The organism is Negativibacillus massiliensis, assembly GCF_900148495.1.
In the GTDB taxonomy this organism is placed as follows: Bacteria; Bacillota; Clostridia; order Oscillospirales; family Ruminococcaceae; genus Negativibacillus; species Negativibacillus massiliensis.
Window position 1 is genome coordinate 1639697 of record NZ_FTRU01000008.1, and the last position, 25548, is coordinate 1665244.

At 44.8% G+C, this 25548-nt stretch carries 25 protein-coding genes and 2 tRNA genes; 9 read left to right on the plus strand and 18 right to left on the minus strand.

Going from position 1 to position 25548, the window contains the following annotated elements:
- From BQ5375_RS13760 to BQ5375_RS13770, 3 genes are all read left to right on the plus strand, one after another.
- Positions 1-681: a V-type ATP synthase subunit D gene (locus tag BQ5375_RS13760; protein ID WP_022132778.1), complete on the plus strand. Its 681-nt coding sequence runs from the start codon at positions 1-3 to the stop codon at positions 679-681.
- Positions 682-908: 227 nt separating this feature from the next.
- On the plus strand, positions 909-1487 hold the full coding sequence (locus tag BQ5375_RS13765) for a DUF3793 family protein (protein ID WP_022132777.1): 579 nt from the start codon (positions 909-911) through the stop codon (positions 1485-1487).
- 65 nt (positions 1488-1552) lie between these two features.
- Positions 1553-1978 (plus strand): flavodoxin, encoded by a 426-nt coding sequence (locus BQ5375_RS13770; protein ID WP_022132776.1) that lies wholly within the window; start codon positions 1553-1555, stop codon positions 1976-1978.
- 133 nt (positions 1979-2111) lie between these two features.
- Here the strand turns inward: BQ5375_RS13770 and BQ5375_RS13775 are convergent, their stop codons facing one another.
- Together BQ5375_RS13775 and BQ5375_RS13780 are read right to left on the minus strand one after the other, a co-directional pair.
- Positions 2112-3290, minus strand: a complete 1179-nt coding sequence (locus BQ5375_RS13775; protein WP_022132775.1) for an iron-containing alcohol dehydrogenase — start codon at positions 3288-3290, stop codon at positions 2112-2114.
- Positions 3287-3895, minus strand: coding sequence for a hypothetical protein (locus BQ5375_RS13780; protein WP_022132774.1), 609 nt, complete (start codon positions 3893-3895; stop codon positions 3287-3289). The genes BQ5375_RS13775 and BQ5375_RS13780 overlap by 4 nt, the downstream gene beginning before the upstream one ends.
- 76 nt (positions 3896-3971) lie before the next feature.
- Between BQ5375_RS13780 and BQ5375_RS13785 the strand changes: the two genes are divergently transcribed.
- Positions 3972-4352: a hypothetical protein gene (locus BQ5375_RS13785; RefSeq protein WP_022132773.1), complete on the plus strand. Its 381-nt coding sequence runs from the start codon at positions 3972-3974 to the stop codon at positions 4350-4352.
- Between the two features lie 17 nt (positions 4353-4369).
- On the opposite strand, the gene BQ5375_RS13790 is transcribed toward BQ5375_RS13785, so the two are convergent.
- From BQ5375_RS13790 to BQ5375_RS13815, 6 genes are read right to left on the minus strand one after another with little or no spacing between them, the layout of a single operon-like run.
- Entirely contained in the window at positions 4370-5515 is a 1146-nt protein-coding gene (locus BQ5375_RS13790) for a DHHW family protein (RefSeq protein ID WP_076918082.1), read from the minus strand.
- Between the two features lie 18 nt (positions 5516-5533).
- Complete coding sequence (locus BQ5375_RS13795; protein WP_076918083.1) at positions 5534-6862, minus strand: MBOAT family O-acyltransferase; 1329 nt, start codon at positions 6860-6862, stop codon at positions 5534-5536.
- Between the two features lie 41 nt (positions 6863-6903).
- On the minus strand, positions 6904-7497 hold the full coding sequence (locus BQ5375_RS13800; RefSeq protein ID WP_022132770.1) for a ribonuclease M5: 594 nt from the start codon (positions 7495-7497) through the stop codon (positions 6904-6906).
- Between the two features lie 24 nt (positions 7498-7521).
- On the minus strand, positions 7522-8598 hold the full coding sequence (gene holA / locus BQ5375_RS13805) for a DNA polymerase III subunit delta (protein WP_022132769.1): 1077 nt from the start codon (positions 8596-8598) through the stop codon (positions 7522-7524).
- Positions 8599-8617: 19 nt separating this feature from the next.
- The gene (locus BQ5375_RS13810; protein WP_159438044.1) at positions 8618-10834 is read right to left on the minus strand and encodes a ComEC/Rec2 family competence protein; all 2217 of its coding nucleotides are present in this window, start codon (positions 10832-10834) and stop codon (positions 8618-8620) included.
- Positions 10758-11147, minus strand: coding sequence for a DUF6483 family protein (locus BQ5375_RS13815; RefSeq protein ID WP_022132767.1), 390 nt, complete (start codon positions 11145-11147; stop codon positions 10758-10760). The genes BQ5375_RS13810 and BQ5375_RS13815 overlap by 77 nt, the downstream gene beginning before the upstream one ends.
- 106 nt (positions 11148-11253) lie before the next feature.
- Between BQ5375_RS13815 and BQ5375_RS13820 the strand changes: the two genes are divergently transcribed.
- Positions 11254-11745 carry a TspO/MBR family protein gene (locus BQ5375_RS13820; protein ID WP_022132766.1) on the plus strand — a complete coding sequence of 164 codons (492 nt, stop codon included), beginning with the start codon at positions 11254-11256 and terminating at the stop codon, positions 11743-11745.
- A 131-nt stretch (positions 11746-11876) separates the two neighbouring features.
- Entirely contained in the window at positions 11877-12515 is a 639-nt protein-coding gene (locus BQ5375_RS13825) for a helix-turn-helix domain-containing protein (RefSeq protein ID WP_076918084.1), read from the plus strand.
- 46 nt (positions 12516-12561) lie between these two features.
- On the opposite strand, the gene BQ5375_RS13830 is transcribed toward BQ5375_RS13825, so the two are convergent.
- Positions 12562-13926 (minus strand): MATE family efflux transporter, encoded by a 1365-nt coding sequence (locus tag BQ5375_RS13830; RefSeq protein ID WP_022133278.1) that lies wholly within the window; start codon positions 13924-13926, stop codon positions 12562-12564.
- 242 nt (positions 13927-14168) lie between these two features.
- Here BQ5375_RS13830 and BQ5375_RS13835 point away from each other — a divergent pair, with 242 nt between their 5' ends.
- A complete protein-coding gene (locus BQ5375_RS13835; protein WP_022133277.1) occupies positions 14169-15116 on the plus strand; it encodes a 2-hydroxyacid dehydrogenase in 948 nt (315 codons plus the stop codon).
- 43 nt (positions 15117-15159) lie between these two features.
- Here the strand turns inward: BQ5375_RS13835 and BQ5375_RS13840 are convergent, their stop codons facing one another.
- From BQ5375_RS13840 to BQ5375_RS13850, 3 genes are all read right to left on the minus strand, one after another.
- Positions 15160-15837, minus strand: a complete 678-nt coding sequence (locus BQ5375_RS13840; RefSeq protein WP_022133276.1) for a hypothetical protein — start codon at positions 15835-15837, stop codon at positions 15160-15162.
- A gap of 12 nt (positions 15838-15849) precedes the next feature.
- The gene (locus BQ5375_RS13845; RefSeq protein ID WP_022133275.1) at positions 15850-16389 is read right to left on the minus strand and encodes a putative immunity protein; all 540 of its coding nucleotides are present in this window, start codon (positions 16387-16389) and stop codon (positions 15850-15852) included.
- 116 nt (positions 16390-16505) lie between these two features.
- Positions 16506-17237 carry a gamma-glutamyl-gamma-aminobutyrate hydrolase family protein gene (locus BQ5375_RS13850; protein WP_022133274.1) on the minus strand — a complete coding sequence of 244 codons (732 nt, stop codon included), beginning with the start codon at positions 17235-17237 and terminating at the stop codon, positions 16506-16508.
- 259 nt (positions 17238-17496) lie between these two features.
- Here BQ5375_RS13850 and BQ5375_RS13855 point away from each other — a divergent pair, with 259 nt between their 5' ends.
- Positions 17497-18348: a tocopherol cyclase family protein gene (locus BQ5375_RS13855; RefSeq protein WP_022133273.1), complete on the plus strand. Its 852-nt coding sequence runs from the start codon at positions 17497-17499 to the stop codon at positions 18346-18348.
- 674 nt (positions 18349-19022) lie between these two features.
- On the opposite strand, the gene BQ5375_RS13860 is transcribed toward BQ5375_RS13855, so the two are convergent.
- The 5 genes from BQ5375_RS13860 to spoIID all read right to left on the minus strand — a co-directional run bounded on the left by BQ5375_RS13860 (position 19023) and on the right by spoIID (position 23840).
- Positions 19023-19116 (minus strand) — tRNA-Ser (locus BQ5375_RS13860).
- Positions 19117-19200: 84 nt separating this feature from the next.
- Positions 19201-19287: transfer RNA gene (locus BQ5375_RS13865), tRNA-Ser, on the minus strand.
- A gap of 109 nt (positions 19288-19396) precedes the next feature.
- Positions 19397-22096: a heavy metal translocating P-type ATPase gene (locus tag BQ5375_RS13870; protein ID WP_083687641.1), complete on the minus strand. Its 2700-nt coding sequence runs from the start codon at positions 22094-22096 to the stop codon at positions 19397-19399.
- A 23-nt stretch (positions 22097-22119) separates the two neighbouring features.
- Entirely contained in the window at positions 22120-22497 is a 378-nt protein-coding gene (locus BQ5375_RS13875) for an ArsR/SmtB family transcription factor (RefSeq protein ID WP_022133271.1), read from the minus strand.
- A gap of 302 nt (positions 22498-22799) precedes the next feature.
- A complete protein-coding gene (gene spoIID, locus BQ5375_RS13880; RefSeq protein ID WP_022133270.1) occupies positions 22800-23840 on the minus strand; it encodes a stage II sporulation protein D in 1041 nt (346 codons plus the stop codon).
- A 204-nt stretch (positions 23841-24044) separates the two neighbouring features.
- Between spoIID and BQ5375_RS13885 the strand changes: the two genes are divergently transcribed.
- Positions 24045-24830: a hypothetical protein gene (locus tag BQ5375_RS13885; protein WP_022133269.1), complete on the plus strand. Its 786-nt coding sequence runs from the start codon at positions 24045-24047 to the stop codon at positions 24828-24830.
- 56 nt (positions 24831-24886) lie between these two features.
- On the opposite strand, the gene BQ5375_RS13890 is transcribed toward BQ5375_RS13885, so the two are convergent.
- A complete protein-coding gene (locus BQ5375_RS13890) occupies positions 24887-25546 on the minus strand; it encodes a GOLPH3/VPS74 family protein (RefSeq protein ID WP_022133268.1) in 660 nt (219 codons plus the stop codon).
- Positions 25547-25548: the final 2 nt, after the last annotated feature.

Here is a 25548-nt window from a genome sequence, read left to right on the forward strand (position 1 = left end):
ATGGCATTGATTAACGTCAACCCTACCCGTATGGAGATGACTCGTCTGAAAAAACGTCTCGCAACCTCCATCCGCGGCCACAAGCTGCTGAAGGACAAACGAGATGACCTGATGAAGAAATTCCTGGATCTTGTCCGCAAGAACAAGGAACTTCGCGAACAGGTTGAAAAAGAAATCAGCGACATCTACGGCGGTTTTGTGGTTGCAAGTGCGGTCATGAGCCCACAGATGCTGGAAGAAGCTTTGATGCTTCCAAAACAGAGCATTGACCTTGAAGTTGGTGAACGCAACGTTATGAGCGTTACTGTTCCTTCCTTTGAGTTTATCGCTTCTGAAAATTCTGACAGCGACATTTACTCCTACGGTTTCGTTTCCACCTCCGGTGAGTTGGACGACTCGGTAGCTGCTGTCAAAAATGTTCTCCCGCATCTTCTGGAACTGGCGCAGATTGAAAAAAGCGCACAGATGATCGCTGAGGAAATCGAACGTACCCGCCGTCGTGTAAACGCTCTGGAGTATGTTCAGATCCCAGACTTGCAGGAAACAATTAAATACATCAAGATGAAGCTGGATGAAAACGAACGTGGTAACCTGGCTCGTCTGATGAAGATTAAGGATATGATGGTGGAACAGGCGATGGAAGCAAAACGCCAGAACAGTACCAACACATACAGTTCCTGATCTCTTCCAAGGTTCTCCGGGAAATCCCGGAGAACCTTTTTATATAAAATAAATTAGCTATCGCTAACCAATAATGCTTGACATAACAAAACAAAAATGGTATATTATATATGCAAGTTAGTTACTGCTAACCTTTATGGAATTTATGATCTGCATGGAAGAAGACAACTTCTTCTTTTCTTTTTCAAGTAAAGTTAGCTTATGCTAATCAAAAAAGGAGTGGTTTTATGTTTGCTTTTGAAAAAGCGCTGATTTGTCATTGTTCCCCAACATTAAGTGGGCTTAAACCCGCCAATCTGCTTTCTCTTTCAAAAGCAGATTATCCCGATCTTCCGATGTTGATTGAATCCTATTCTGACATCCTTGCACCGAAGGGAGTTTCGCTTGATATCGTCTGTGAATGCGGACACCGCTGGCTTCTGCTGGTCTATCGTCCTGCAATGCTTGCAAAGCAACTGCAAAATCCTGCAGTTCATTCCCTTCTCTCCGAAGAAGGTTATCCTTTAGAGGGCAGGTTCTATCTTAATGAGATGATTGCACATTTAAGAAAACGCTTGCTTTCCTCAGATGGTTTCCCTCACGAGATCGGTATCTTCCTTGGTTATCCACTGGAGGACGTGATCGATTTTCGCCGCTATAAAGGAGAAGGATGCAAACTTTGCGGATACTGGAAGGTATACCATGATGTGGAATCTGCCAAACGATGCTTTGCCATGTTTGACCGGTGCCGTGCCATCTTGTTTTCTAACTTTATGGCAGGTACTCCTTTTCCACAGCTGGTCTGCAATGTTCCACAGGCAGCATAATCTCTTACTTATCACAATTTGGTAAAAAAATCCCATATACAGTTTCCTTTTAGGAGGTCTATTTTATGAGTAAAGTTGCAGTTATTTATTGGTCCGGTACTGGAAACACCAAAATGATGGCAGAAGCAGTCAGTGAAGGTGCTAAAAATGCCGGCGCAGACGTTTCACTTCTGAACGTATCAGAAACCAGCGCAGCAGAAGCTGCTTCTTTTGATGTCCTCGCGCTCGGATGCCCTGCTATGGGTGGAGAAGTGTTGGAAGAAATGGAATTTGAACCATTCTTCACCGAGTTGGAATCAAAACTCTCCGGAAAAAAGGTAGCCCTTTTTGGCTCCTATGGCTGGGGAGACGGACAGTGGATGCGTGACTGGCAGGAACGTACTTCTCTTGCTGGTGCCGAGATCATTTCCGGCGAAGGCTTGATCCTCAATGAGACCCCGGACGAGTCTGGATTAGAACAGTGCCGTGAACTTGGCAAACAGCTGGCATAATTTTATTTTTGATTTCTCCTTTTCAGATTCCCCTGTTTTGAGGATTTGTGATCTCTCTTAAGTCCTCTCTCATCTGAAAATACCCCATAAAACAAAGAGCTTTCCATTTCTGGAAAGCTCTTTGTTTTTCTTTTTATAATGCACTTTGCAGGATGTTCCATATATCTTCCCGTCCGGCTGGTTTCGGGTTTGTCAGCGATGCACCATCGTTGATGGTTACTGCAAGAATCTGACGCAGATCTTTGCGCCCAATTCCCGCATCTTTGAACGAAACCGGGATTCCACATTTTTGATGGAGGTGATTGAGTGTGTCCTCAATCGCTTCTATCAGCTTTTCTCCCCTCTGGCGGTAAGGAATCTCCGCATAGTACTCTACACCGCAGAAGGCGCACAGAAGCTCCCCATACTCTTCTTTGACTGCATCCAATTGCCACCGCATAACTTTGGGAAGCATCATCCCAACAGCCTCTCCATGAGGGACACCGCAGACCGCTCCCATTGCGTGGGCAATGGCGTGGCACAGTCCCACCATCGAATTGGAAAAGGATGCTCCTGCCATCGTGGAAGCACATGCCATCGACATACGGTACTCCTCACTTTGCGGCTCCCGAACCGCCGCAATCAGATTTTTGCCGATCAGTTTGACTGCACTGACGGCATAAGCATCTGACAGAGGATTTTTCTGCAGACCTGTATATGCTTCAATTGCGTGACACAATGCATCCATCCCACAGGAGGCTGTCAGCCTCGGTGGGAGCTTTTCTGTACATCTTGGGTCAAGTACTGCTGCATCAGGCAAAAACTGATCTGAGATAATCTCATGCTTGATGTGAGTCTGTTCGTCCTGCACCACCGCTACCGATGTACATTCCGAACCGGTTCCCGAGGTCGTCGGCACCATGATAAAAGGAATTCTTTCTATGATTCGGCTGCTTTTCTGTACCCACTCGTTTCCAAGCAGCTCTCTGGGATTTGTTTTTCTCTGACTAATCAGCGCACGAACCACCTTCGCTGTATCCAGGACAGAACCTCCTCCAACAGCCAGCACCCCATCACATTCTGCAGCAAGTGCCTTTTGTGCAAGTTTTTTGACCACCGCAAAGGAAGAATCTTTTGGGATATCTGTTTCGATTAAAGCCTTTCCTAACCCGCCAATCCGCTCCAAAATGCCGTCGTTGAGCATGGTTCTGCTGATCAGTACAAAAATCTTGTGGGCTCCCAGGCGGGTCAGCTCATAGGGAATATTTTCCAGCGCTGCTTCCCCACACATAATCTTTACTGGATTATAAAACTCAAAGTATTCTGGCATCATAACGCACGTTTCCTCCTTTGCGGCTTTATCTTTCCTACATGCAGCATCCGAATCCACATCCTCCATCGTTTTTGCGGTATTTTTAGCTGAGGAGGCAACACACGCTTTGCGATACTTTTGGGAAACAGATAACTTTCTACCCGTTCAATACAGCGAAGCATCTGCATCGCTTTGGTAATTTCCCCCTTGATGAGCAGATCATGACGCGCATATGCCTGTGAGGAAGAAACTTTTGCCGTAACCATCCTCCAGGCAGCCTCCACACTTTTACAGCGAATTTCCAGCATTCTTGTTTCCTGCGGCTGCTCCAGAGAAACTCTGCGGCTGATAACCTGCGGCACAGAGAGTTTTTTAACCAGCGAGGAAACAGATTCATGAATCCGGTGAACACCGTCCTTCCTGCTCTGCAAAATGAGCGGATGGCGGCTTCCCCAGATACCGATAATCAGCACAAAATTTTCGGGTAGTAAATCGAATTCTGCCCGAACTTCCTCATCAAAATTTCTGCAAACACGAATTCCCTGTCCCAACACAGAAAGAATCAGTTTGACGACTTTTCTTTTCAGTGTTCTGCTCTGAAGAATCTTTTCTCTGTGCTCTTCCATGCTTCTGCTCCTTCTAAACACCTCTGTACAAAGCATAAAATGAAACTATCCTGACTTTTAATAATGGAGGTGTCGTATGAATCTGCTTATTTTAGATCGAAAAAAATATATTCCCGCGCTCATTCTTTGTCTGGCTGTTTTGATCTGTATGATCATCGTGGTGATCTTTAACAGTTCCTCTGACTCCGAAACAACTCTTCCCGGAACCTGGATCTGTTTGGATCAGCCTGAAATTCAGATGGAAATAAAAGAAAACCTCATCTGCATGAACGGGCTTTCCTTTCCTTATGAACTTTCTCTTCCCCTTGTTTCTTCTCCAACCCGGCAGCAACCTCAGGCATTTGTGCTGGATGCAGGAAGCATGGGCGTGCTGGGAGGACTGTTCTTTTTTGAAGACAACAACCTCTATCTTGAGATTGACTCACAGGTCCGAATATTTTCCCGTGTACAGCCATAGGTCTCATTCGTATAATCCTATGGCTGTACCGCCTGTTGTATAGTCTTCATCTCTTCCTGATCTTGGGTATTTAAATAAACAACCTTCTGTACAACATCCTGATGGATAAAGGTATCCACAGAATAGGAAATCAGCATTCTCTGGTAATCGGAACAATCGATTTTTTCGATTTCTTCCGCACTCATCTGCTCCAGATCAATAAAACGAATCTGAGAATAATGTGCTGCCAGAAACGGAATCACCGGAAGGATGCTGTCATCTCCCACAATCAGCAGTGTGTTTTCATTTTTCAGATTGCTGCGGATGGTGATGTCTCCAGTATCCCCACCCAAAAGTACGCTCAGGTCATCCTCCCCCACTTCCATCATCTGCTCCGGATAGAGGGTATTGTAGGTATACTGATACTCTTCATTATGGGTGACAATATAGTTACGGTTATTTTTCTGATACCGATACAAAGCGATAATATCCGGAGAGATATCCTTATATGCCGATTTCTGGTAGGTTTTTCCGTAATAGCTGTGGGTAATATATTGAATATCAAAATCTTCCTGCGGTTTTGGGGTGTTGTCCAATCTTTGGGCAAGTACCTCATAGACATAATATCCGCCCAGCGCGGTCAGATCAGGAGCTGTTTTATAATACAAATCCTGATCCAGTTTTGAAAACAAAGTGGGGTAAACGTCCACTACTGTTGCTTTTCCTAGCAGGCGATTATAGCTTTGCTCGACAAATTGCTTCTGGTTAAAAAGCGGAGCTGCCTGTGGAACCTCGTTTTGCTTGATCGCGCATTTGGTCGGAATCAACATGACGTAGGTTGGGATACGACTGTTCTCCGAAAACCGAGTGAGTGCCTGAATATTTTGCTCGGTTTTCGCCTCATCCGGATAACCGATATCTTCCACCAGGATATCATCCCCGATAAAAATATTGTCAAATTCTCTGGCTCCGCCCTTCATCTTCAGATCAATGGCCAACGAGGACAGGTTGTCAGAAAAAGGAATGCTTCGGGACAAAGCTGCCTCAAGATCATCCAGATAGTCGTCCAGATGATAATAGCGGTTAAACTTTGGAAAGCTTCCTGTGTTTGTTATCAATGCCCAAACACCAACCGAACCTAATGCCAATGCCAGTATAATCCCGGGCAGGATTTTTCTCTTCATCGGGTTTGTTCTCCTTTCCTAAATCATAAACGAAATAGTGGCGACAAAAACGCCAAGATATAAAACAGTTCCTCCAATTTCTGTAATGTGAGAAACCTTATTTCGGATCATCTTGCCAATCAGCGAAAGCAGACTTGTCGCAAAGAAAAAGCTCAGCAAGATAACCAGATAATTTGTAGACAGGATGTAGAGAATGGCGTTGTTAAAAATCGGAAGCGAATTTAATCCAAACATGCTCTTCAAAAAGTAGCCTGTTGTTTTTAAGCTGTCTCCCGAAAAAATAGTAAAGGAAAACATAACAACCACAAAGGTATACATCCGGTCAAAGATCGGTGGTATCTTCTGAAGGTACTTCATCAAAAAATATTTTTCCAGAAGAATAAATCCGGCAAAATAAATTCCCCAAACCAGATAGTTTAAACGGATTCCAAACCACAATCCCATCAGCATGGTAGTCAGCAAGGTATTGACAGTGGTTGAGAGTACACCGTTGGTATCTCCTCCCAGAAATACATAGACATACCGGTTGATAAATTGGGTTACTGTAATATTAAAACGGTTAAAAAAATCAGAAACGGTTCTGGACTGGAATGGATAATGGAAGTTTTCCGGCAGCTGCATTCCAAAAAGGTTTCCAAGCCCTCTTGCCATATCACAATAGCCGGTCAATGTATAATAAAGAGCAAAAGTCGAGGTAATAATCAAAAACCAAACGGAAAGAACCGATTCTTCTCCTGGGGTAATCTCCTGAATTGCAGTTTGTATCTGAATATTTCCTCCTGCCAGAATCACAAGCTTTGCAAGCCCCGAAACAGACAGCTTCATCCCGGTATTGATTCTTTCCAGGCTGAGATCCCGATTTTCCCACTGCTCACGAAGCTGAGAATACTGTACAATCGGACCTGCATACAGCTTTGCAAAAAAACAGGTAAACAGCAGGTAATCCATGATCTTTCCGTCAAAGCGTTCGTCTCCGTTATAGACATCGATGACATATCCCATAGAAGTAACGGTATAAACCAATAATCCCAGCGGCATTGTGATCCAGCCAAGCTCCATCATCGCCATTGCCAGTACCATCAGCAGAATATTTTTGAGGATACTGGACCAGAAAATTGTCCTGCGTCCTTTTTGGTTACTGCCAAACCGAACCAGCTTTGAGCAGACCAGATAATCAAAAAGCAGGGATAAAAGAAGGATTGGAAGGTTCTTCCAATCGTTTGAAGCGTAAAACAATAAGGACATAACCGCCAGAGAGGCGTTTTTATATTTAGACGGACAAAGATAAAATACCAGCATGGATGCCGGTAAAAACAAAAACAGAAAGGTCAGCGTATCAAGTCCCAACAGCACCTTCCCCTTTCTTTGATCTCTTTAAAGTATGGTCTTTATTCTTCCTCAAAAAGTTCCCCACAAGTTAAAAATAGTTCTTCCCGGCTCATCAACGCATCCAGTACTGTCACCAGAGCATTGGTTGTCAGGTGTTCCGGCAGTGTTAAGTGCTTCATCAGCCGCTTTCTTCGCAGAGCACTTTCTGCTCTGCCGCTGAGTCCCAGCTCGAACAGATCCATCTTGGTAATGGGGTCTTTCTTTTGCAAAACAAGTTCTGCACCAATTCCAGCATCAGCAAATGCTTTCTGCAAAACCTCTTCTGGAACTCCTTCTACGCCGAGTTTTCCCTCTTTTGAAGGATGATCCTTGCGTTTTTCTTTTCCATAAAGATCAGGGATATAAACATCCACAATATTTTCTTTTCCGCAGATACTGCGCAGAAATCCTCTGATCTTAAAGCCAGCAGTATCCGAATCGGTCAGGACCGCAAGGCCCTGTTTTTTTGCCAGTGCCCGAAGCATTGCCTGCATCTCTTTATCCTTGTATACCCGAAATCCTCCGGTACAGATGATAACCCCATCCACCATTGAACTAAGCTTTATTTTATCATATTTTCCTTCCACCACTATTGCGCGGTCGGTATGTATCATAAATTTCTCTTCCTTTTGTTCTTTTTAGCTCCGATGCTTTGATGCAATCGAAAACAGCTCGGTCACTGCCTGTTCCAAAAGCAGCCCATTGTCTGCACGGCTGCTCTTCATTCTATGATCGGTTTGGGCAAGATAAATCACCGATTCCCTTAATGTCGAAAGCGGGTACTTTCCACAGTCGCGAAGACTGTTTCGCACTACAAAATCTCTTCCCTTATAGGAAAAGTTCTGCTTGATTTCCGCTTCACCTGCTCCCGATGCTTTTGCTGTCTTTGCAATATAAAGATCCAGATAAGCACCGGAAAGTGCCGCCAGAATAACCGTTGGCTGATAACGAAGATAGAGTAAATCCTCCACAATTCGCATCGCCTTTTCAAATCGGTCCGCAAGGATGGCCTTTGCAAGGTCGTACACCGATCCGCTGACCGTTTTGCAAGTCACCGTTTCAATCATCTGTACAGTAATTGCGACTGGCTGTCCATCATCCTGCTGCACACTTCCTCTTGCATAAGCACCCAGTTTTTCAATCTCCGCATTTAAGGTAAGCATATCCTTTTCGCAGCGCTCAATCAGCAGGTCACAGCAATCCTTGGTGATGGTGCATCCTCTGGATTCCAGTTTTGAACGGACAAATCGAACCAGATCCGAGGTCTCTCTCTTTTTTAATTCCAGCACAGCGCCAGCTTTGTCGCACAATGCAACCAGTTTTTTTGCACCTGCGCTCTTTTTCGGCAGAAATTCTTCCTTATCCACCACTAAAATCAATACGGTTGTAGGTACAGGGTCTTCCAAAAGTGCCGTAATCTTCTCTTTGTCCGATGCACTCAATCCCTCAAAATCAAAGGAATCAACCACAACACACTTTTGCTCTGCCAAAAACGGCATGGCTTCACATGATTCAATCAGGCTGTCCACAGAAAGTTCGTTTCCGTCAAACTGGTGAAAGTTAAATTCCTCAAAGTTTTCTGGAGAGGCAAGCTTAACCAGCTTTTTCCGGTACATCTCCTTGAGATATTTTTCCTCCCCATAAAGCAGGTATACCCGATAAAGGTGTCCCAGTTTAATATTTTGTAAAAGCTGGCTTTCCTCTTTTAATATCATCCTGCATCCCTGCCTTTCCTTACTGCACTCTGATTTTTACAACCGGATATTCTTCCAGTGTCTTGAAAATTCCAAGATTTTTATCTTCTGGGCTCAACAGCAGCCAATTCTCTTGTTCCATCACAACATCTGCTCTATTTTGAGCATCCTGTTTTATTATATCATATTTTCCTGTCTGTTTTAACAGCTTTTTCTCTCCGGCAACAATCTCCACACCATTTTCTCCGCTGTAAATCTGGACATTCCCCAGCAAAGTCGCCTGCAGATTCTGCGGATCAATGGGCTGTTTTCCCAGTGCTTTTTCAATGTGGGCGCTAAAACTGCCTTCTGACGGAATTGCCGCTACTTTCACCGGAAACTTTTGCAGCAGAAGGTCAATTCCCTGACTTTCATCCGTATCTTTGCTGTCACACAACATTAGTTCCAGTTGGCCAATACCTTCACAGCGCAGAATAGTTTCGATTTCATCCGCTTCATAACTGCTGCAAATATCCCCTACAACTGCAGCCTGATTATTTCTAGTTAAAATCATGGCATGATCCGTTCGGAAAACAGTAAGCTGATGATAGGAAGAGAGCTTCAAAACTGCTCCTACACTGCACAGACAAAATACTGCACATACAAAAAAGCTTTTCATCCTTTGCTTTTTTCTTAAAAATGACAGAGCATCAAATCGATATGCCATCATGGTAAACAGCACTGCCACCACAATGCCGCACAGAAAAAGCTCGACTGCATGGGAATAAAACAATGCACCCGGCAACAGGGAAATTCCCTTACTGACCAGCAAAATCCACCGTGCAAACAATCCTGCCAATCCCGCCGTCACTTTGGAAACAAGCACAAAAACGCTTATATCCCCTAGCATTCCAAACAGGATAGAAAGCATCGACAAAATCATCAAGGGGGAAACTGCCCATAAAGCAAATAATGATCCAAAAATTCCCCAAATTGCGGTGTAGTGGAAATACCACAGCATAACCGGCATGGCAAATACGGTTGCAGCTGTTGACGCTGCCAGCGTCGAACAGACTCCCATCCAGAACCGCTCCATTCGTTTGGCAGAGCGTCCCAGCAGAAAGCTCATGATTTTTGTTTGCTGTAACATAAAAGACAGCGGTGAGGTGCACAGGATGATTCCCAGCGTTACCACAAAGGAAAGCTGATACGAAACCGAGTAAAGCGCAAACGGAGACACTGCAACAATTCCCATAGCTGCCGCTGCCAGAGCACAGAGGTTGTCCGAATCCCGCTGTAAAAGCCACCCCAGTGATGCAATGGAGGCCATGATGCCGGCACGAACCGCAGAAGGAGAAAACTGTGCCAATGCGACATATCCCCAGACTGGAAGCAGAACCAAGATTTTAATGTATCTTTTGGGCAAACGAAAAATTTCCAAAAACTTGGTACAGGACAGTGCCATCAGACTGATATGGATACCGGAAACTGCGAGAATATGAACCAAACCTGCCCCTTCCATCATCTGGCGGATTGGTTCCTCCAGATTTTGTTTTTCTCCAAACAAAACGCCTTCCACAACACCCAACACTGGACTTTGATAAAGCTGTTCTGTCTTGCTGATAATCTTTCCGCGTATCGTTTCCCGTTCCTGTATTCGTTCAATTGGCTCTGCTCCACCAAAGGCATAAAAGAAAATTCCCCGGCTTCGATCATAATTCTTTATTTCGGTTTCAAGCGGCACACAAAACCGGACAACATCCCCTTCATCCGCAACCGGTTCCAGAAAGCTGTACAGCCTTGCTTTGACTCCCTTTGGAACAGCACTTCCTTCCCTTGTCCGGATCAGATATTTGCTTCCATAGTCTGTAACATCCCATTCCAGCACCTCGGCACAGATTTCCACCTTCTGCCCATCAAATGGTTGAATGTTTGGAAGGAGCTGTTCCAGAGAAGCAAAATGACACAAAATGGAGACACATCCGGTCAAAAGGCTCAATGACAAAACAGCCATGATCTTTCTTTTTTTCCGAAAGACAAATCGTACCAGCTGTATCAAAAGCAAAATTCCAAGCAGGATACCCCCTACAACAAGACAGCGCGTCTGTGCCAAAGGAATGTTTTTCAGCAATCTGTCATACAGCGGCAGAAACAACGCCGTAAATCCTAAAAAGGAGATGCAGCTATATAAAATCGGACGATCAATACTCCGTCTGGATACACAGGAAGAGTGCCTGCGCCTGTCCGTCGATGATTTCCTCTCTGCTAAAGTCTCCACGATGCAGCTCCTCGTCACTCATTCTGGTCAGCTGTTCATAAAACCAGGTGACCAGCTCCTCACATTCTCTGCGGCTGACCTTTTCTTCAACCGCTTCTTCCAACACCTCAAACAGCAGGTCTTCCGCCTGACCGATCTCCCCTAACGAGAGCATCCGGTCCAGATCATCCTGCAAAGAAATCGGTTCCCCCTGCGGCGTGGTTGGAACTAGTTCTTCCCACTCCTCACCCTTATACTCTTTATTGAAAAGCAATTTTGCATAAACCCGAATCAAGCCTTCCATCTGGCGCTTTAAAAAATCTTCTCTTGCCATACTTTCACCTCTGTCATAAATTTCCTTTATTATACTATAAATAATACTGCAAGAAAAGCCAAAGATTTCTTTGAGTCCTTTTTAAATTTTATTCGAGGTGAAGATTATGACTAAAAAACAATCCATTATTTCGTTGATTGCAAGCCTTGCTCTGGTCTTTTTGACCAGCGGACTTTCTTCCCTGCTTTCCAAAAACGGCATGGAAAGTTATCCCAATCTGGCAAAGCCGCCGCTTGCTCCTCCCGGAATTGTCTTTCCAATTGTGTGGGGAATCCTGTTCTTTTTGATGGCAATTTCGTCCTGGCTTATCTTAAAAGAACTGACTCAGACCTTTTCGATTAAAGGAGCTTTGCTCTCCACTCCGCTTTTGCTTTATTTTGCTCAGCTTTTGGTAAACTTCTTCTGGTCCATTCTGTTTTTCCGCTTTGCCTGGTATCTGTTTGCTTTTTTCTGGCTGCTCCTGTTAATCTTTCTTGTATACAAAATGATTCGCTCCTTTGAACGGATCAGTCACACCGCTGCCTACTTGCAGATTCCCTATCTTTTATGGCTGGTTTTTGCCGGATATTTAAATCTCGGTATTTGGGTATTAAACTAATAAAATCGGCTTTATCCTGCGATTTTTTACGCTGCAAGCAATGCTTGCGGTAAAAGGAAGGAACTCTTTGTTGTTTTTAGGTGATAGGTTTGATATACTCTGCTTAAACCAAAAGACAAGAGGTGTTCTTTATGACAATGGGCGAAAAAATACAGCTGCTGCGAAAAAAGCAAAACTGGTCACAGGAAACACTGGCAGAAAAGCTCTCCGTTTCCCGCCAGGCAGTTTCCCTTTGGGAGCGGGATGAATCTCAACCGGAACTTGATAAAATACTAAAACTTGCAAAAATATTTTCAGTGACGACCGATTATCTGATCGATGATTCTGTAACGGAGATTGCTTCACCTGTTTCTTGTGGCAAAACTTCTTTTGAAAACAATCCTAAAAAGAAAGAAAGCCGTCACATCACAGAATTTTTTCTCCTTGCAACCTTTCTGGATGCTGTGGGACTTCTCCTCTCTGCATTATTATGGAAAGAGTATCAAAGGTACATCATGCTCCTTCCCGGATTAATTCTTCAGCTTCTTGCCCTTGTACTTGCAGTAGGGGTTTGGCATTGCTTCGATCTTTCTCAGAGCAAAAATCGGATGCTTCGCCGATGGTTTGCAAAAAATATGTGGCTTCTGCTTCCTATTCCTGTTCTGTGGCTGAGTCGTGTTATATTTTCTCTGCTTCCTTTTCCCTACCTTGGCATACTTCCCGATATGTTTTCCCTGATTATGTACCTTACGATTTGTCCTCTCGCTGTACGGTTTTTAAATAAAGCCTAACAAAAGAAGCACTGCCAAAAAGGCAGTGCTTCTTTTTCAATTTTTATCAGGTTAATTTTTCCTTACGAGCATCCTGCCTTTTTAATATCAGGAAATATCCAACACACAACAGCAGATTTGCCACTGCAGAAATCGGAACTGCAAGGCTGATTAAAAACATTCCGGTATTCGGCAAACGGCTGAAAAGATAGGATAACGGAACTCGAACTAGAAATGCCGCTGCCAGTCCCTGTGCCATAACAAAGGTGGTGTGTTCCCTGCCGTTAAAATAACCCAGGAAGCAGAAGGTCAGCGGGATCATCAGATACTCAAAGGAGCTTCCATGCAGATACTCTGCGGTTGCCGCTATAACTGCTGGATCATCTGCAAACAAGGAACCTAAAAGTCCTCCCTGGAAGAAGGTCAGCAGGAACATTCCCACACCAAAGAGCAGCGAAATTCTCTGTGCGATAAACAGTGAACGTGTTGCTCGTTCTGGCTGTTCTGCACCGATATTTTGTGCAACAAAGGCAGAGAGCGCCGACATAAATGCCATCGGTACGATAGACAAAAAGACATACAGCTTCTCCGACACGCCGATTCCAGCGGAAGCAACCAGCCCCAGAGAATTTACAATGCTGGTAATGATCAAAAAGGAAATATTGACTAGAAAGTCCTGTAAAGCAATCGGGCTTCCGACCTTCAAAATGGATTTGATTTTGTGTTCTCTCTGGAAATTTTCCTTCTCTACTGTAAATGGCAGCGGATTTTTTCGGATAAAGGCAATCGAAAACGCTACACTGACTGCCTGTGCAATTACCGTCGCAAATGCTGCTCCCGATGCCTTCATGTCAAATACACCGACAAACAGCAAATCGAGAACAATATTGACAATACATGCAATCAGTACAAACAAAAATGGCGAGCGGGAATTTCCGATTCCACGGAAAATACCGCTGATTCCATTGTAGGCTGTGATAAAGATCATTCCGCCTGAACAGATACGGATATAGCGAACTGTTTCATCCACTGCTTCTGCCGGAACATTCATCAACTTTGTAGCCTGCGGAGCAAACAAAATCATAAACGCTGTCATAAAAATTGCAAGCAGCGCAAACAATTTAATCTGTCCTGCTACGATATCACCGGCTTCTTCTGGCTTCTGTGCTCCCATTGCTTTTCCCAGAAGTACTGTAACACCCATAGTTAAGCCCGTTACAATTACTGTTGCCGACTGCATCACCTGACTTCCGGTTGCAACCGCCGAAACACTTTCGGTCGGAGAAAAACGTCCTACTACTGCCAGATCCACCCCGCCGTACAAAGCCTGCAGCAGCAGTGAAAGCATCAGTGGAAGTGCAAAATAGATGAGTGGGGCCGCAATCGGACCGGAAAGAAAACTGTTTTCCTGATATCTTTCCTGTTTTGACATAAACAAAAAATCCTCCTAATCTTCTATTTCCTTCAATTTTGGCATAAAAAAATCGCCAACAAGTTATACACTTGTTAGCGATAATGTACCAAACGAAGCATCCTGATAATGCCTGTTGATTGTAACAGAAAAATCCTTGGAAGTCAATCCCCTTTTTTCTGCTTCATATTTACATTCCATACAAAACGAACTATAATGAAAACAATCAACAGCTTTTATATCAATGTTACGGAGGGATCTCAATGAAAATTGTTCTGCTGGAATCTCTGGGTATTTCCCAGGAAATACTCGATCAATATGCTCAGAAGCTTAAAGCAAAGGGTCATACCTTTGAAAATTATCCTAAGGATACCGACCCTAAGGTGCAGATTGAGCACGCCAAAGATGCCGACATCCTGATGATCGCAAATATGCCTCTGTCCGGAGAAGTCATCCGCGCCTGCAAAAACTTAAAATTCATCGATGTCGCCTTTACTGGTGTTGACCACGTCGACCTTGCTGCTGCCAAGGAAATGGGAGTTAAGGTAAGCAATGCTGCCGGATATTCCACTCAGGCAGTTGCCGAAATTGCACTGTGTATGATGCTTTCTCTGCTGCGCAACATTCCGCAGGTGGAAGAAAGATGCCGGGAAGGCAAAACCAAAGATGGTCTGGTCGGCTGTGAGCTTCGCGGCAAAACGGTTGGAATTGTAGGTGCCGGTGCTATCGGATGCCGCACTGCTGAACTTTGCCATGCTTTCGGCTGCAAGGTACTGGGATACAAACGCCATGTAAAAGGGGACGAACCTTCCTTTATCGAATTTGTTTCCTTGGATGAGCTGCTTTCCCGCTCGGACATCGTATCCCTTCACTGTCCAATCAACGAAGACTCCAAACACCTCGTCAATGCGCAGACCATCTCCAAGATGAAGAAAGGTGCATATTTGATCAACACAGCCCGCGGACCAGTCGTAGATTCTCAGGCTCTGGCAGATGCATTGAACAACGGTTATCTCTCCGGTGCCGGAATCGATGTATTCGAAAAAGAACCACCACTCGATACCGATCATCCTCTGCTGCACAGCAAAAACACCATTGTTACCCCACACGTTGCTTTTGCTTCTGCTGAGTCGATGATTGCAAGAGCTGATATTGTGTTCGACAACATTGAAGCTTTCCTTTCTGGAAATCAGAAAAATATTATCCTGTAATGCAAAAGGGATTTCACCGAACTGGTGAAATCCCTTTTCTTATTTACTCAAATACAATACTTTTTGCAATTTCTTCTATTTCCTCTGAGGAAGCACTGTTTTCTGCAAACTGGATGGCAATATAAACATGACGGCTGTCGTCATAGGAAACAATGCCCGGCACTTCGATATCCGGGATTTCGGCAGCAGATTTTCCACTATTCATCTGCTCTGGATCTTTATATCGCACCGTTGCAAGGGCGGTTTCCCATGTTTCTCCGGAAGCAATCGGAGTATATGGGTCCATCTCCCATGCGTAAAGACTGCCCAAACGGATTCCGGAATAAACTACCTTGTAATAATCCTCTTCCGGTACATTCTCCATTGGTTCATAGGTATTGCAGGCAATCACACCTGCATATTGCCCATCTGCGTACAGCTCCACTGTCGAAATCAGCATGCCATAACTTTCCTGTTCTCTCTTTTCCTTATCTTCCGGATTTTTTATCTCCCAGCCTTCAGGCAAAGCAAGGGAAATCTCAAACGGCTCGATACCAAACTTTTCCTGATATGTTTCCTCATCATAAGCTGGGAAAGAAAGCACTGTATTATTTTCCTGATTGCTTTGGGCGACAACAACCTTTTCATCTGTTCCCTGCACCGATTGTCCACATCCTGAAAAACATCCGGCCACACCTGCAAGGACGATAGCCGCTGTGATTATAGAAAATACCCGTCTCATCTTTTTTCCTCCTTATTTTAAAAAGGATGCCCACTCTCTCTGGAGGGTTGGTTCCTGCTGTTCCCAGAATAACAGCCGCTGGACATATTCTGCACAACGCTTTTCCACCGGCTGAATACAATGTTCGATACCATATCGATGTACCAATGCCGTCAGTTCATAAATGGGATATCCCAGCGCATGTCCTGGCGTATGAATCACCGAACATCCCTGTGCTGCTGCATGACACAAAGCGATCTCTTCCGGGCTGTTCAGCTCCTTCGCCATCGCATGCACCTGCAGGATTGCCTGTTTTGCCTGCGGCATTTTGATCTTCCCCTCTGACCACAGACTGCACAGCTCTATCATCTGTTCTGGGCGGAGGTCTTCTGGATAGCGATTGGTCAAAACCTGTACTCCCTGAGAAGCAAGCTCCATTCCCCACAAAACCACTACCCTGCGGTTTTGCCGGGTTAGAAGCCAGCTCAATTCCTGCAAACAGGAGCTTTCCTTTGAAAACAAAACTTTATTTTTCCGCTTTTGTTTTGCTTTTACTTCCTCAAACCATTCCACTTTCCATCACCCTCCCGATATTTTTATTATAGCACAGCACTTCGTATGGATAAATATTTCACACAAAAAAGGTGGAAAATCTGAAGATCAGATTTTCCACCTTTTTCATTCTTAGTTTATTTGCTGCACAGAGCAAAGAAATGTTCAAACAGACTCTTCATCTGCTCGTTGCCGCCAGCTGTCATTGCTTCTGGATGCCACTGAATTCCGATCACTGGTGTTGGTTCCATTCTTTCAATTGCTTCGATGACACCATCATGTGCAGTTGCTGCAACAGTAAATCCGTCTGCAACCTGTTTTACTGCCTGATGATGGAAGCTGTTAACATCTACCTGCTGAGGCAGGAAAGAAAGGAATTTGCTTTCCTCGCTGATTTTTGCCATATGACATGGATATCTGCCTGGAGCATCTCCAACATGTTTAAATTTGGTTGCTCCCTGTGCTTTCAGGTCCTGATAAAGGGTTCCGCCGTATGCTACATTGACTGCCTGACAGCCTTTGCAGATACCCAGAACCGGTTTACCCAGTTTTTCACAGGTGTGGATCAGATCCAGATAGAACTGGTCTACTTCCAGATTAACAAAGCCAAGTTCATCGATTGGCTGTTCTCCATATAAGCGTGGGTCCAAGTCTGCTCCTCCGGACAAAATAACGCCGTCGAGCATTTCAACCTGACGTTCCAGCAATGCTGCATCCTGAAGATTTGGCAGGATCACCGGTACACCACCAGCCATTTCCACGCTCTTTACATAAGTTGTACCAACATAGTTACGTGCCGAGCTGCCTCTGTTTCCCATATCAACATAAGAAAGATTTGCAGCAATTCCAATCAGTGGCTTTTTCATCATTTTTCCCTCACTTTTTCTCCGTTCTTCTAAGAGCATTCGGTTATTTTTCCGTATGCTCTGTTCTGCCCATATTATAGCAGGAAGCTAAAATAAAAGCAATTACTTTTAAAAATATCATATTGTTTTCTTTTTGTCATACTTTTTTGACTGAGTATGAAAAAATCAAAAGGTATTTGCTGGCAAAAATACACTGTTAAAGCATAATTCGATCTCTATTTTTCCAAAATAACATTATCTGATTTTGGACAGGAGGATCTTTATGCACAACTACTTTTGTGGCTGGTATTTTAAATGTCAGTCCAATACACAAACACTGGCCGTTATCCCTGCTTTTCACCAATCAAAAGAAGGATCATCTGCTTCCATTCAATTCATTACGAATCATAATGCTTGGAATATTCCTTTTTCCTATCACCAGTTTTTCCAAGATAAAAATAAATTTCAGATTACGCTTGGCAATAACCACTTCAGCAAGGATGGCATGAAGCTGTCCCTGCATACAAAAGACTGTTCGGTTGAGGGGTCACTTCTGTTTGGTGCTTTCTCTCCCATTCGCTATGACATTATGGGACCCTTCCAATTTATCCCCTTTTTGCAGTGTCGACACAGTATTTTAAGCATGAAACACAGTGTTACCGGAAATATATGTATAAATGGTGTGGATTATTCTTTCTCCAATGCAAACGGATATCTGGAAGGAGACCGAGGATATTCTTTTCCCAAAGAATATGCCTGGACACAGTGTTTCTTCGAGGGTGGATCTCTTGTTTTGTGTGTAGCAGATATTCCATTCGGATTATTTTCCTTTACTGGCATCATCGGTATTATTCATTATCATGGCAGAGAATATCGTCTTGCTACCTACCTTGGGGCAAAAGTGATAAAAATAAAAAACGGCGAACTGATAATCCGGCAAGGCAGCCTCACTCTATCCGTTAAATTGCTTGAACAAAATCATCATCCTCTTCTTGCACCTGTCAGCGGCGCTATGAAACGGACCATACACGAAAGTGCCTGCTGTCGGGCATCCTACTGCTTTAAACAGAATCATCATACTCTTTTCTCATTTGAAACAATGTCCGCTTCTTTCGAATATGAATATCCCCAATAGATCACTCCAAGGATATCCCTGCATCAAAGCAAAAATCAGCTTGAGACTAGACACTGTTTCTCGGCAGATTGAATCTGCACCCTGTTTCGCGCTTTGGTTTCCTGCAAACTGATGCTTTCAGCACACGACAATTGTTCGTGTTAGCACACTCACTTGTTTCATAAAGACCTTACATCTCCCCAAAGTTTTTTGGCGGAGAAGGAGTCGAGCAGAAAAAACAAAGTCTGCCAGTGGCAGGCAGGCTGAGCCTGCACACTGTTTCGCGCTTCGCTTTCCTGCAAACTGATACTTTCAGCACACGACAATCGTTCGTGTTAGCACACTCACTCGTTTCATAAAGACCTTACATCTCCCCAAAATCTTTTTGGCGGAGAAGGAGTCGAGCAGGAAAAACAAAGTCTGCCAGTGGCAGACTTTGCCTGCGAGTGTCCCTCGACGGTTTGTTCGAGCCTTTGGCGACGAACAAATCGGCTTCGAAGACAAAAAAAGACAGCTCCGAAATTCGGAACTGTCTTTTGGGCGGAGAAGGAGGGACTCACTCCGTTACCCCTCGCCTAAAAACAGTCCCCCGGACTGTTTTTCCATAAAAATTAAAATTTTTATGGCGGCTCAATCGACTCCCTCTTCTCCGATTAAAATAAAAAAAACGACCCTGTTTTCACAGGATCGTTTTTTGGCGGAGAAGGAGGGACTCGAACCCTCGCGCCAGTTTTAGGCCGGCCTACGCCCTTAGCAGGGGCGCCTCGTCACCAACTTGAGTACTTCTCCAGATTGGTAAGCGGCTTACGCTTATTCTATTTTTAGAGCGGTTTTGTGCTAAATCCTCTCACTCTCACCCGCTAAAGAAAACTTTGGCGGAGAGGGTGGGATTCGAACCCACGGCTCTTGCGAGTCACTAGTTTTCAAGACTAGCTCCTTAAACCACTCGGACACCTCTCCATCTAGCAACGAAAATTATTTTACCACAGCTTCTAAAAAAAGTCAATATGTTTTTTCAAAAAATAATAAAAAATCCCTCCGGATAAAATTCCGGAGAGATTTTTACAAACTAATCTTTAAATCTTAAAATACGTACAGCGTTGAGTACGGTAATAATGGATACACCGACATCTGCAAACACTGCCATCCACATATTGGCAAATCCTGCGATACCAAGTGCAAATACTGCCAGCTTGATAATCAGAATAAACCAGATGTTGAAGTGAACTACCGACAATGCTCTTCGGCTGATCTTGATTGCACTGGTCAGAGAAGTAAGCTTTTCGCCCATCAAAACGGCGTCTGCTGCTTCGATGGCTGCATCAGTTCCCATTCCCATCGCAATACCGACATCTGCGGCTGCAAGAACCGGTGCATCGTTGATTCCATCACCAACAAAAATTACCTTATTGCCTTGTGCTTTGAGCTTCTGCAATTCGGTCAGCTTATCCTGAGGAAGCAGATCGGTGCGCATCTCGTCTACGCCACATTTTTCTTTCACTCTCTGGGCAGACAGAGCGCTGTCTCCGGTAAGCATAACTGTTTTTTCGATACCGGACTGTTTCCACTGCGCAATTGCTTTTGCTGCTTCCTCTCTTGGACGGTCAGACAAAATAACATAGCCAAGAACTTTTCCGTCATATGCGGTATAAACGTTTGCTTTTGGCAGATTGGAAGTATCAATTCCATCTTCTTCCAACAGACGCAGGGAACCGCAAAGCAAGGTCTTTTCCTGATAGGTCATCCGGATTCCCTTTCCTGCAATCTCCTTCACGTCTGCTGCCTGCTCTGTTTGAGAAACTTTTGGAAGCGCTTTTAAAACAGCCTGTGCAATCGGATGTGCACTGTAACCTTCCGCAAGAGCGGTAAGCTGCTCAAACTGCTGCTGTTCTTCTGGAATCAATGCCTGTGCACTGGAAACTTCCAGCTCTCCGGTTGTCAGTGTTCCGGTTTTATCCAGTACAACTGCTTTTGCCTTTGCAAGGGGCTCCAAGAACTTGGTTCCTTTTACCAAAACACCCTGTTTGGAAATTGCCCCTACACCAGAATACAGCCCCAGAGGAACCGAGATGACCAGCGCACATGGACAGGACGCAACCAGAAATACCAGAGAACGCATAATCCATTCCTTCAGAGTACCAACTCCCAGAATTGGAGGCAAAAAAGCAACCAGAACTGCACACACTACCACTAAAGGAGTATAAACCTTTGCAAATCGGGTAATCAGTTTTTCAGTGTGACCTTTTTGTGCAGAGGATTCTTCCACCAGACGGATCATACGGCTGGCAGTAGAGTCCTCAAAGGCAGATTTTGCGCGAATCTTCAGCACTGCAGACAGGTTTACCGAACCGGAAAGAACGGTATCACCTGGACGAACACCAACTGCAATTGCCTCACCGGTCAAAGCAGACTGGTCCATCGAGCTTTCGCCATCTTCAATGATACCATCGACTGGAATACGATCACCCACACGTACCAGAAGCAGATTGCCCGGACGGATGCGGGAAGAAGGAATTTCCTTGGTGCTTCCGTCTTCCATGAGGAGATTTGCCTTCTGCGGACGGATGTTCACAACTTCTGCAATATCGTGACGGCTCTTCTTGACTGCTTTTTCTTCCAGAATCTCACCCAGAGAATACAGGACAACAACCATTACTGCTTCAAAATATTCACCCAGTAAAAATGCCGCTACTACTGCAATCGCCATCAGGACATTTTCATCCAGACTCTTTCTCTTTAAACTCTTACCGGCTTTGCAGATCAGATCCCAGCCCCATGCCAGAATGGTAATGAGACTGATACAAAATGCTGCCCACATCGGAACTTCGAGCAACTCAGAGGAGAGCAATGCCGCTGCTGCCAGAACAATTTTACCAACAGTTTTCCATTTTCCGCTCTTTTCTTCTGTCGGCTCTTCTTCCTCTTCATGATGGGAAGCCGATGGATTTTCCAGCTGGCACATTGCGCAGCCACAACTTTCTCCATCATGGTGATGATGCTCCCCATGCTCATGTCCACCTTTGTGAGAATGTCCACCCAAAACATCTTCCAGCTGACACATTGCACAGCCGCAGCTTTCTCCATCGTGATGATGGTGTTTTTCATGACCATGGTCGTGCCCACAGCTGCAAGCTTCGTGGGTATGTTCATGGTTATGTCCACAACCACAGCCTTCGTGGGTATGCTCATGCTCATGTCCACAAGCGCAGTTTTCGTGAGTATGCTCGTGATCGTGTCCACAGCCGCAACCTTCGTGGGTGTGTTCATGGTTATGTCCACAACCACAACCTTCGTGGGTGTGTTCGTGATCATGTCCACAACCGCAGCCTTCGTGGGTGTGTTCATGGTCATGTCCACAACCACAAGCTTCGTGGGTATGTTCGTGGTCGTGTCCACAGCTACAAGCTTCGTGGGTATGCTCGTGATCGTGTCCACAACCGCAGCCTTCGTGGGTGTGTTCATGGTCATGTCCACAACCACAAGCTTCGTGGGTATGTTCGTGGTCGTGTCCACAGCTACAAGCTTCGTGGGTATGTTCGTGGTCGTTTTCGTGTCCACAACCGCAGTTTTCGCGGGTATGTTCGTGGTCGTGCCCGCAGCCGCAAGCTTCGTGGGTATGCTCGTGATCGTGTCCACAACCGCAAGCTTCATGATGTTCTTTATCGCTGTGTTCTGTTTTTTCTTTTCCTACTCCTAATATGCCTTCCAGCTGGCACATTGCACAGCCGCAGCCTTCCTCTTTCTTGTTTCCCCGATTGTTCTCCTTCATCGCACAATTCCCTCCAAAGAATCCTACTGGTGGCGAACGTGCTCCATACCCTGTGCTAAAATGGTAGCAACGTGTTCATCGTCCAGCGAGTAGAAAACCGATTTTCCTTCCCTGCGGTTTTTAACCAGATGGCTTGCACGAAGCAGGCGAAGCTGGTGAGATACCGCCGACTGGGAAATGCCAAGCAGATCGCTGAGATCACATACACACACTTCCTGACCAAGTAAAGCTGCCAGCAGCTTTAAACGGGTCGGGTCTCCAAACATTTTAAACAGCTCTGCGGCGGTTTCCATCTCCTGCTGGGTCGGCATCCGATTTTTCAGATATTCCAACTGGTGCTGATGGTTACCTTCGCATACTTCAACTTCTTCTATCGATTGTTTTTCAGAAATATTTCGCATTGTTTTTTCCTTTCTGTTCTGGAAATCCCGCTCAATATATGAGCAATCATTCATATGTTTGAGTCTATCATATCCTATTTTATAGAAAAAATCAATCGATATTTCTGCACAATCTCTTCCAGATGTTTTCCTGTTTTTTTGCTTTTGAAGTGGTTGAGTCCGCTTTCTGCTAACATATGAACAGTTATTCATATGTTTCTGGTATCAGGATAGCACAGTTCCCCTTTCCTGTCAATATGCTTTTTGAGAAAACATCATCTTCCCTAACAAAAAGAGGCACAGTTATCCTGTGCCTCTTTTTATCATGCCCTCTCGACTAAAGTTGCACCGCTGTAATAGTGCTCTAAAATCTCCTGATATGTTTTTCCCTGACGTGCAAGATAATCTGCGCCGTACTGGCTCAAACCAACACCGTGTCCATATCCTGTCGTCGTGAAGGTAAAGGTTTCTCCATCAAAGGAAAAATCAAAATCAGAAGAACGCAGCCCCAACAACTCCCGAAATTCAATCCCACTCATTTGAGCATCTCCCACCCGCATCAAAGTCACATATCCGGAGCCGGAGCGTTCCAGAATACTCAGCCATCCAGAAGGGTCCTGCGAAAGATTTGGCGTCGGCTGATAGGTTTCCAGCAGCTTTTTAAGCTCATCTTTTGAAAAAGTAACTGTTTTCTGATAACCCTGGGCATGAATATCTCCGGAGCTGTCCACTGGAACCAGATAGGACAGTTCATTTCCCCAGACGTTTTCCGCAGATTCGGTGGTGCCGGAACTGATTGCATGATAGGCTGCCACAATCGGTTGATTTTGGCTATCCACCATGATCTCCTGCCACACCTCTTCGGCAGCGCGGCTGATTTTCGTCCAGTACTCGGTAAAATAGTCGCCAAACCGTTCTTTTGCCTGTTCTTCGGTCACATAGCCCTGCCAGTTTTGCGGATCAGCGGAAAAATCATAGGCCTGTCCGCTCTGTTTTGCTGCCTGCTGGCAGTAGAGGGCCCAGGTGTGTGCGCTGACTGCCTGTGCCTTGAGTGCTTCTGAATCAAAGGTTGCGGGCATCTCAGAGCAAAGTGCTCCGGTCACATATTCTTTTACCGGAACCGTCTCGATCTCACCGGTCGTCCGATTTAAAATCCGAAAGGGTTCCCAATCGGTCTGCTCAGCTTCCTGCTGCTCTGTCTCTTCTTTTTCTTCTTCAGGTATAACCGGCTGCATCTGTTGCGACTGTTCCATCGCAGACGGTGTATAATCCTGCTCCTCCCGATGAAACAAAACAGGCAGCACAATCAGACAAAACATCAGGCACAAAGTTTCCAAAACAATCCAGATAATCCTCCCTCGCATCTTGGATTCTCCTTTCCGTTATAATCTCTGCATCCAGTATATGTGGCACTTGCTTCTCTTTATGCTCCCTGTTTTACTTTTTGGTTGCTTTCACTCCCGAAAACACCCTATACAAAAAATCAAAAACATGGTAAAATAACAAAAGCGTTGTCCTGCTTTATAAAGGGCAATTACTGATATCAAACGGAAAGAGGTTTTACTGCTTTGAATATTTCCAAAATTCTTTTTGTCATCGGCGCTATTGTCTGCCTGCCTTTATATGGATTTTTGTGTATCACCAATCTGGACCCGACCACTGGATTTTTTAGTTCCAGCAACCTGCTCACCACTGTCTTTTACGGAGTGTTAATTGCAGTTCCGGTGCTGATTATTCTGCTTTCTACTGTAATCCAGAAACGTTTTGCTTTTTCCATCTCAAATTCCAGAATGCTCGGTGTCCTGTCCCTTTTAATGGGCGCTTTGATGATTGCAAGCGGTGTGATTCATCTGATGAATCTGCTCTCATCCGCTTTCTCCGCTGTCATGTTCTCTACCCTGATTATTACTGCCCTTCAGATTGTAATGGCGGCTCTGAGCGGAATTGTTTTTTTGCATCTCGGTATCTGCTACTTTAAAGAAAACATTTCCAACCGCGGATCTCTTACCTTTTTGTTCCCACTTGTCTGGGCGCTCATTGCCTGTGTTGAGATGTTCCGCGACTATCCACAGATTGCCGGTATGCCAGAACGTACCCTTTATCTGCTGTGTCTGCTGAGCTTTACCCTCTTCCTGATGGGTCAGAGCCGCATCTTGAGCGATGTCGACTTTATCAAGGGAGTTCGCTGGATTAATGCTTTTGGCATGTGTGCTGCACTGTTCGGACTTACCATGACTGCCGGCGAGATTGCCGCATTTTCTTCGATGAGCCTGCCTGTCTTCGATGTGCTGCTGGCATTCATCCTTTCTCTGTACTGCTTGGCATTTTCCTTTAACACTTACATTGAAAAATAATTTTTCTGCATAAAAAAACTCCAGCCCTGTCAGTAGGGCTGGAGTTTTTTATATTCTTATTTTTTAGGAACGGCGGATGTCAGAGAAAGTGTGGACAGAACCTGTTGGATATAAACAATCTGCTGACGCAGTGTCTGACCATTAACTGCCTCACTTGCAGTATTCAGGTAATCCAGCATACGTTTTTGTTCTTCCTTTTCCACATACTCTCCCAAATGATGACTACGGTCAAGCAAGGTCAGGAGCGCTGCGGAGTTATCACTGAGTTTTCCCTTGCCGTTAAACTCTTTTTTCATCTTTTCTATGATGGTATCCACTGCTTCACGATCCGGACGATATCCTTTTTTGGAAAGCAGTCCTGCTTTGCAGCGCTCAGCAACTTCCTTTTCACAAAGGCTATCACCCAGTGAACAGAAAAGCTCCTGAAATTTTTTGTCGGTTAAAGAGATGTTGTACGCATCAAGCATTTTGATGATTTTGATCGGGCTTTTTTCATACAGAAAGTCATATAGAGGCTTAAAGTAAGAAAGTCTTTCCGGCAATGGTTTTACCACCCGGATTTGTTTCTGTTCCACCTTGATGCAGCCATCCAGACGCATTTCCAGAACACAGGCAGCAAGCAGGCAGACTCTCTTCTCTGCGGTGTAGCCTTTGAGCACTCCCTTTTCATTGAGAATGCACAGAAGATATTGCTGACAAATAGATAATGGTTTCAAAA

Coding starts and splice junctions, on each gene's coding strand:
- BQ5375_RS13760 (WP_022132778.1), top strand. CDS start 1: ATGGCATTGATTAACGTCAACCCTACCCGTATGGAGATGACTCGTCTG.
- BQ5375_RS13765 (WP_022132777.1), top strand. CDS start 909: ATGTTTGCTTTTGAAAAAGCGCTGATTTGTCATTGTTCCCCAACATTA.
- BQ5375_RS13770 (WP_022132776.1), top strand. CDS start 1,553: ATGAGTAAAGTTGCAGTTATTTATTGGTCCGGTACTGGAAACACCAAA.
- BQ5375_RS13775 (WP_022132775.1), bottom strand. CDS start 3,290: ATGATGCCAGAATACTTTGAGTTTTATAATCCAGTAAAGATTATGTGT.
- BQ5375_RS13780 (WP_022132774.1), bottom strand. CDS start 3,895: ATGGAAGAGCACAGAGAAAAGATTCTTCAGAGCAGAACACTGAAAAGA.
- BQ5375_RS13785 (WP_022132773.1), top strand. CDS start 3,972: ATGAATCTGCTTATTTTAGATCGAAAAAAATATATTCCCGCGCTCATT.
- BQ5375_RS13790 (WP_076918082.1), bottom strand. CDS start 5,515: ATGAAGAGAAAAATCCTGCCCGGGATTATACTGGCATTGGCATTAGGT.
- BQ5375_RS13800 (WP_022132770.1), bottom strand. CDS start 7,497: ATGATACATACCGACCGCGCAATAGTGGTGGAAGGAAAATATGATAAA.
- holA (WP_022132769.1), bottom strand. CDS start 8,598: ATGATATTAAAAGAGGAAAGCCAGCTTTTACAAAATATTAAACTGGGA.
- BQ5375_RS13815 (WP_022132767.1), bottom strand. CDS start 11,147: ATGGCAAGAGAAGATTTTTTAAAGCGCCAGATGGAAGGCTTGATTCGG.
- BQ5375_RS13820 (WP_022132766.1), top strand. CDS start 11,254: ATGACTAAAAAACAATCCATTATTTCGTTGATTGCAAGCCTTGCTCTG.
- BQ5375_RS13825 (WP_076918084.1), top strand. CDS start 11,877: ATGACAATGGGCGAAAAAATACAGCTGCTGCGAAAAAAGCAAAACTGG.
- BQ5375_RS13830 (WP_022133278.1), bottom strand. CDS start 13,926: ATGTCAAAACAGGAAAGATATCAGGAAAACAGTTTTCTTTCCGGTCCG.
- BQ5375_RS13835 (WP_022133277.1), top strand. CDS start 14,169: ATGAAAATTGTTCTGCTGGAATCTCTGGGTATTTCCCAGGAAATACTC.
- BQ5375_RS13840 (WP_022133276.1), bottom strand. CDS start 15,837: ATGAGACGGGTATTTTCTATAATCACAGCGGCTATCGTCCTTGCAGGT.
- BQ5375_RS13850 (WP_022133274.1), bottom strand. CDS start 17,237: ATGATGAAAAAGCCACTGATTGGAATTGCTGCAAATCTTTCTTATGTT.
- BQ5375_RS13855 (WP_022133273.1), top strand. CDS start 17,497: ATGCACAACTACTTTTGTGGCTGGTATTTTAAATGTCAGTCCAATACA.
- BQ5375_RS13870 (WP_083687641.1), bottom strand. CDS start 22,096: ATGAAGGAGAACAATCGGGGAAACAAGAAAGAGGAAGGCTGCGGCTGT.
- BQ5375_RS13875 (WP_022133271.1), bottom strand. CDS start 22,497: ATGCGAAATATTTCTGAAAAACAATCGATAGAAGAAGTTGAAGTATGC.
- spoIID (WP_022133270.1), bottom strand. CDS start 23,840: ATGCGAGGGAGGATTATCTGGATTGTTTTGGAAACTTTGTGCCTGATG.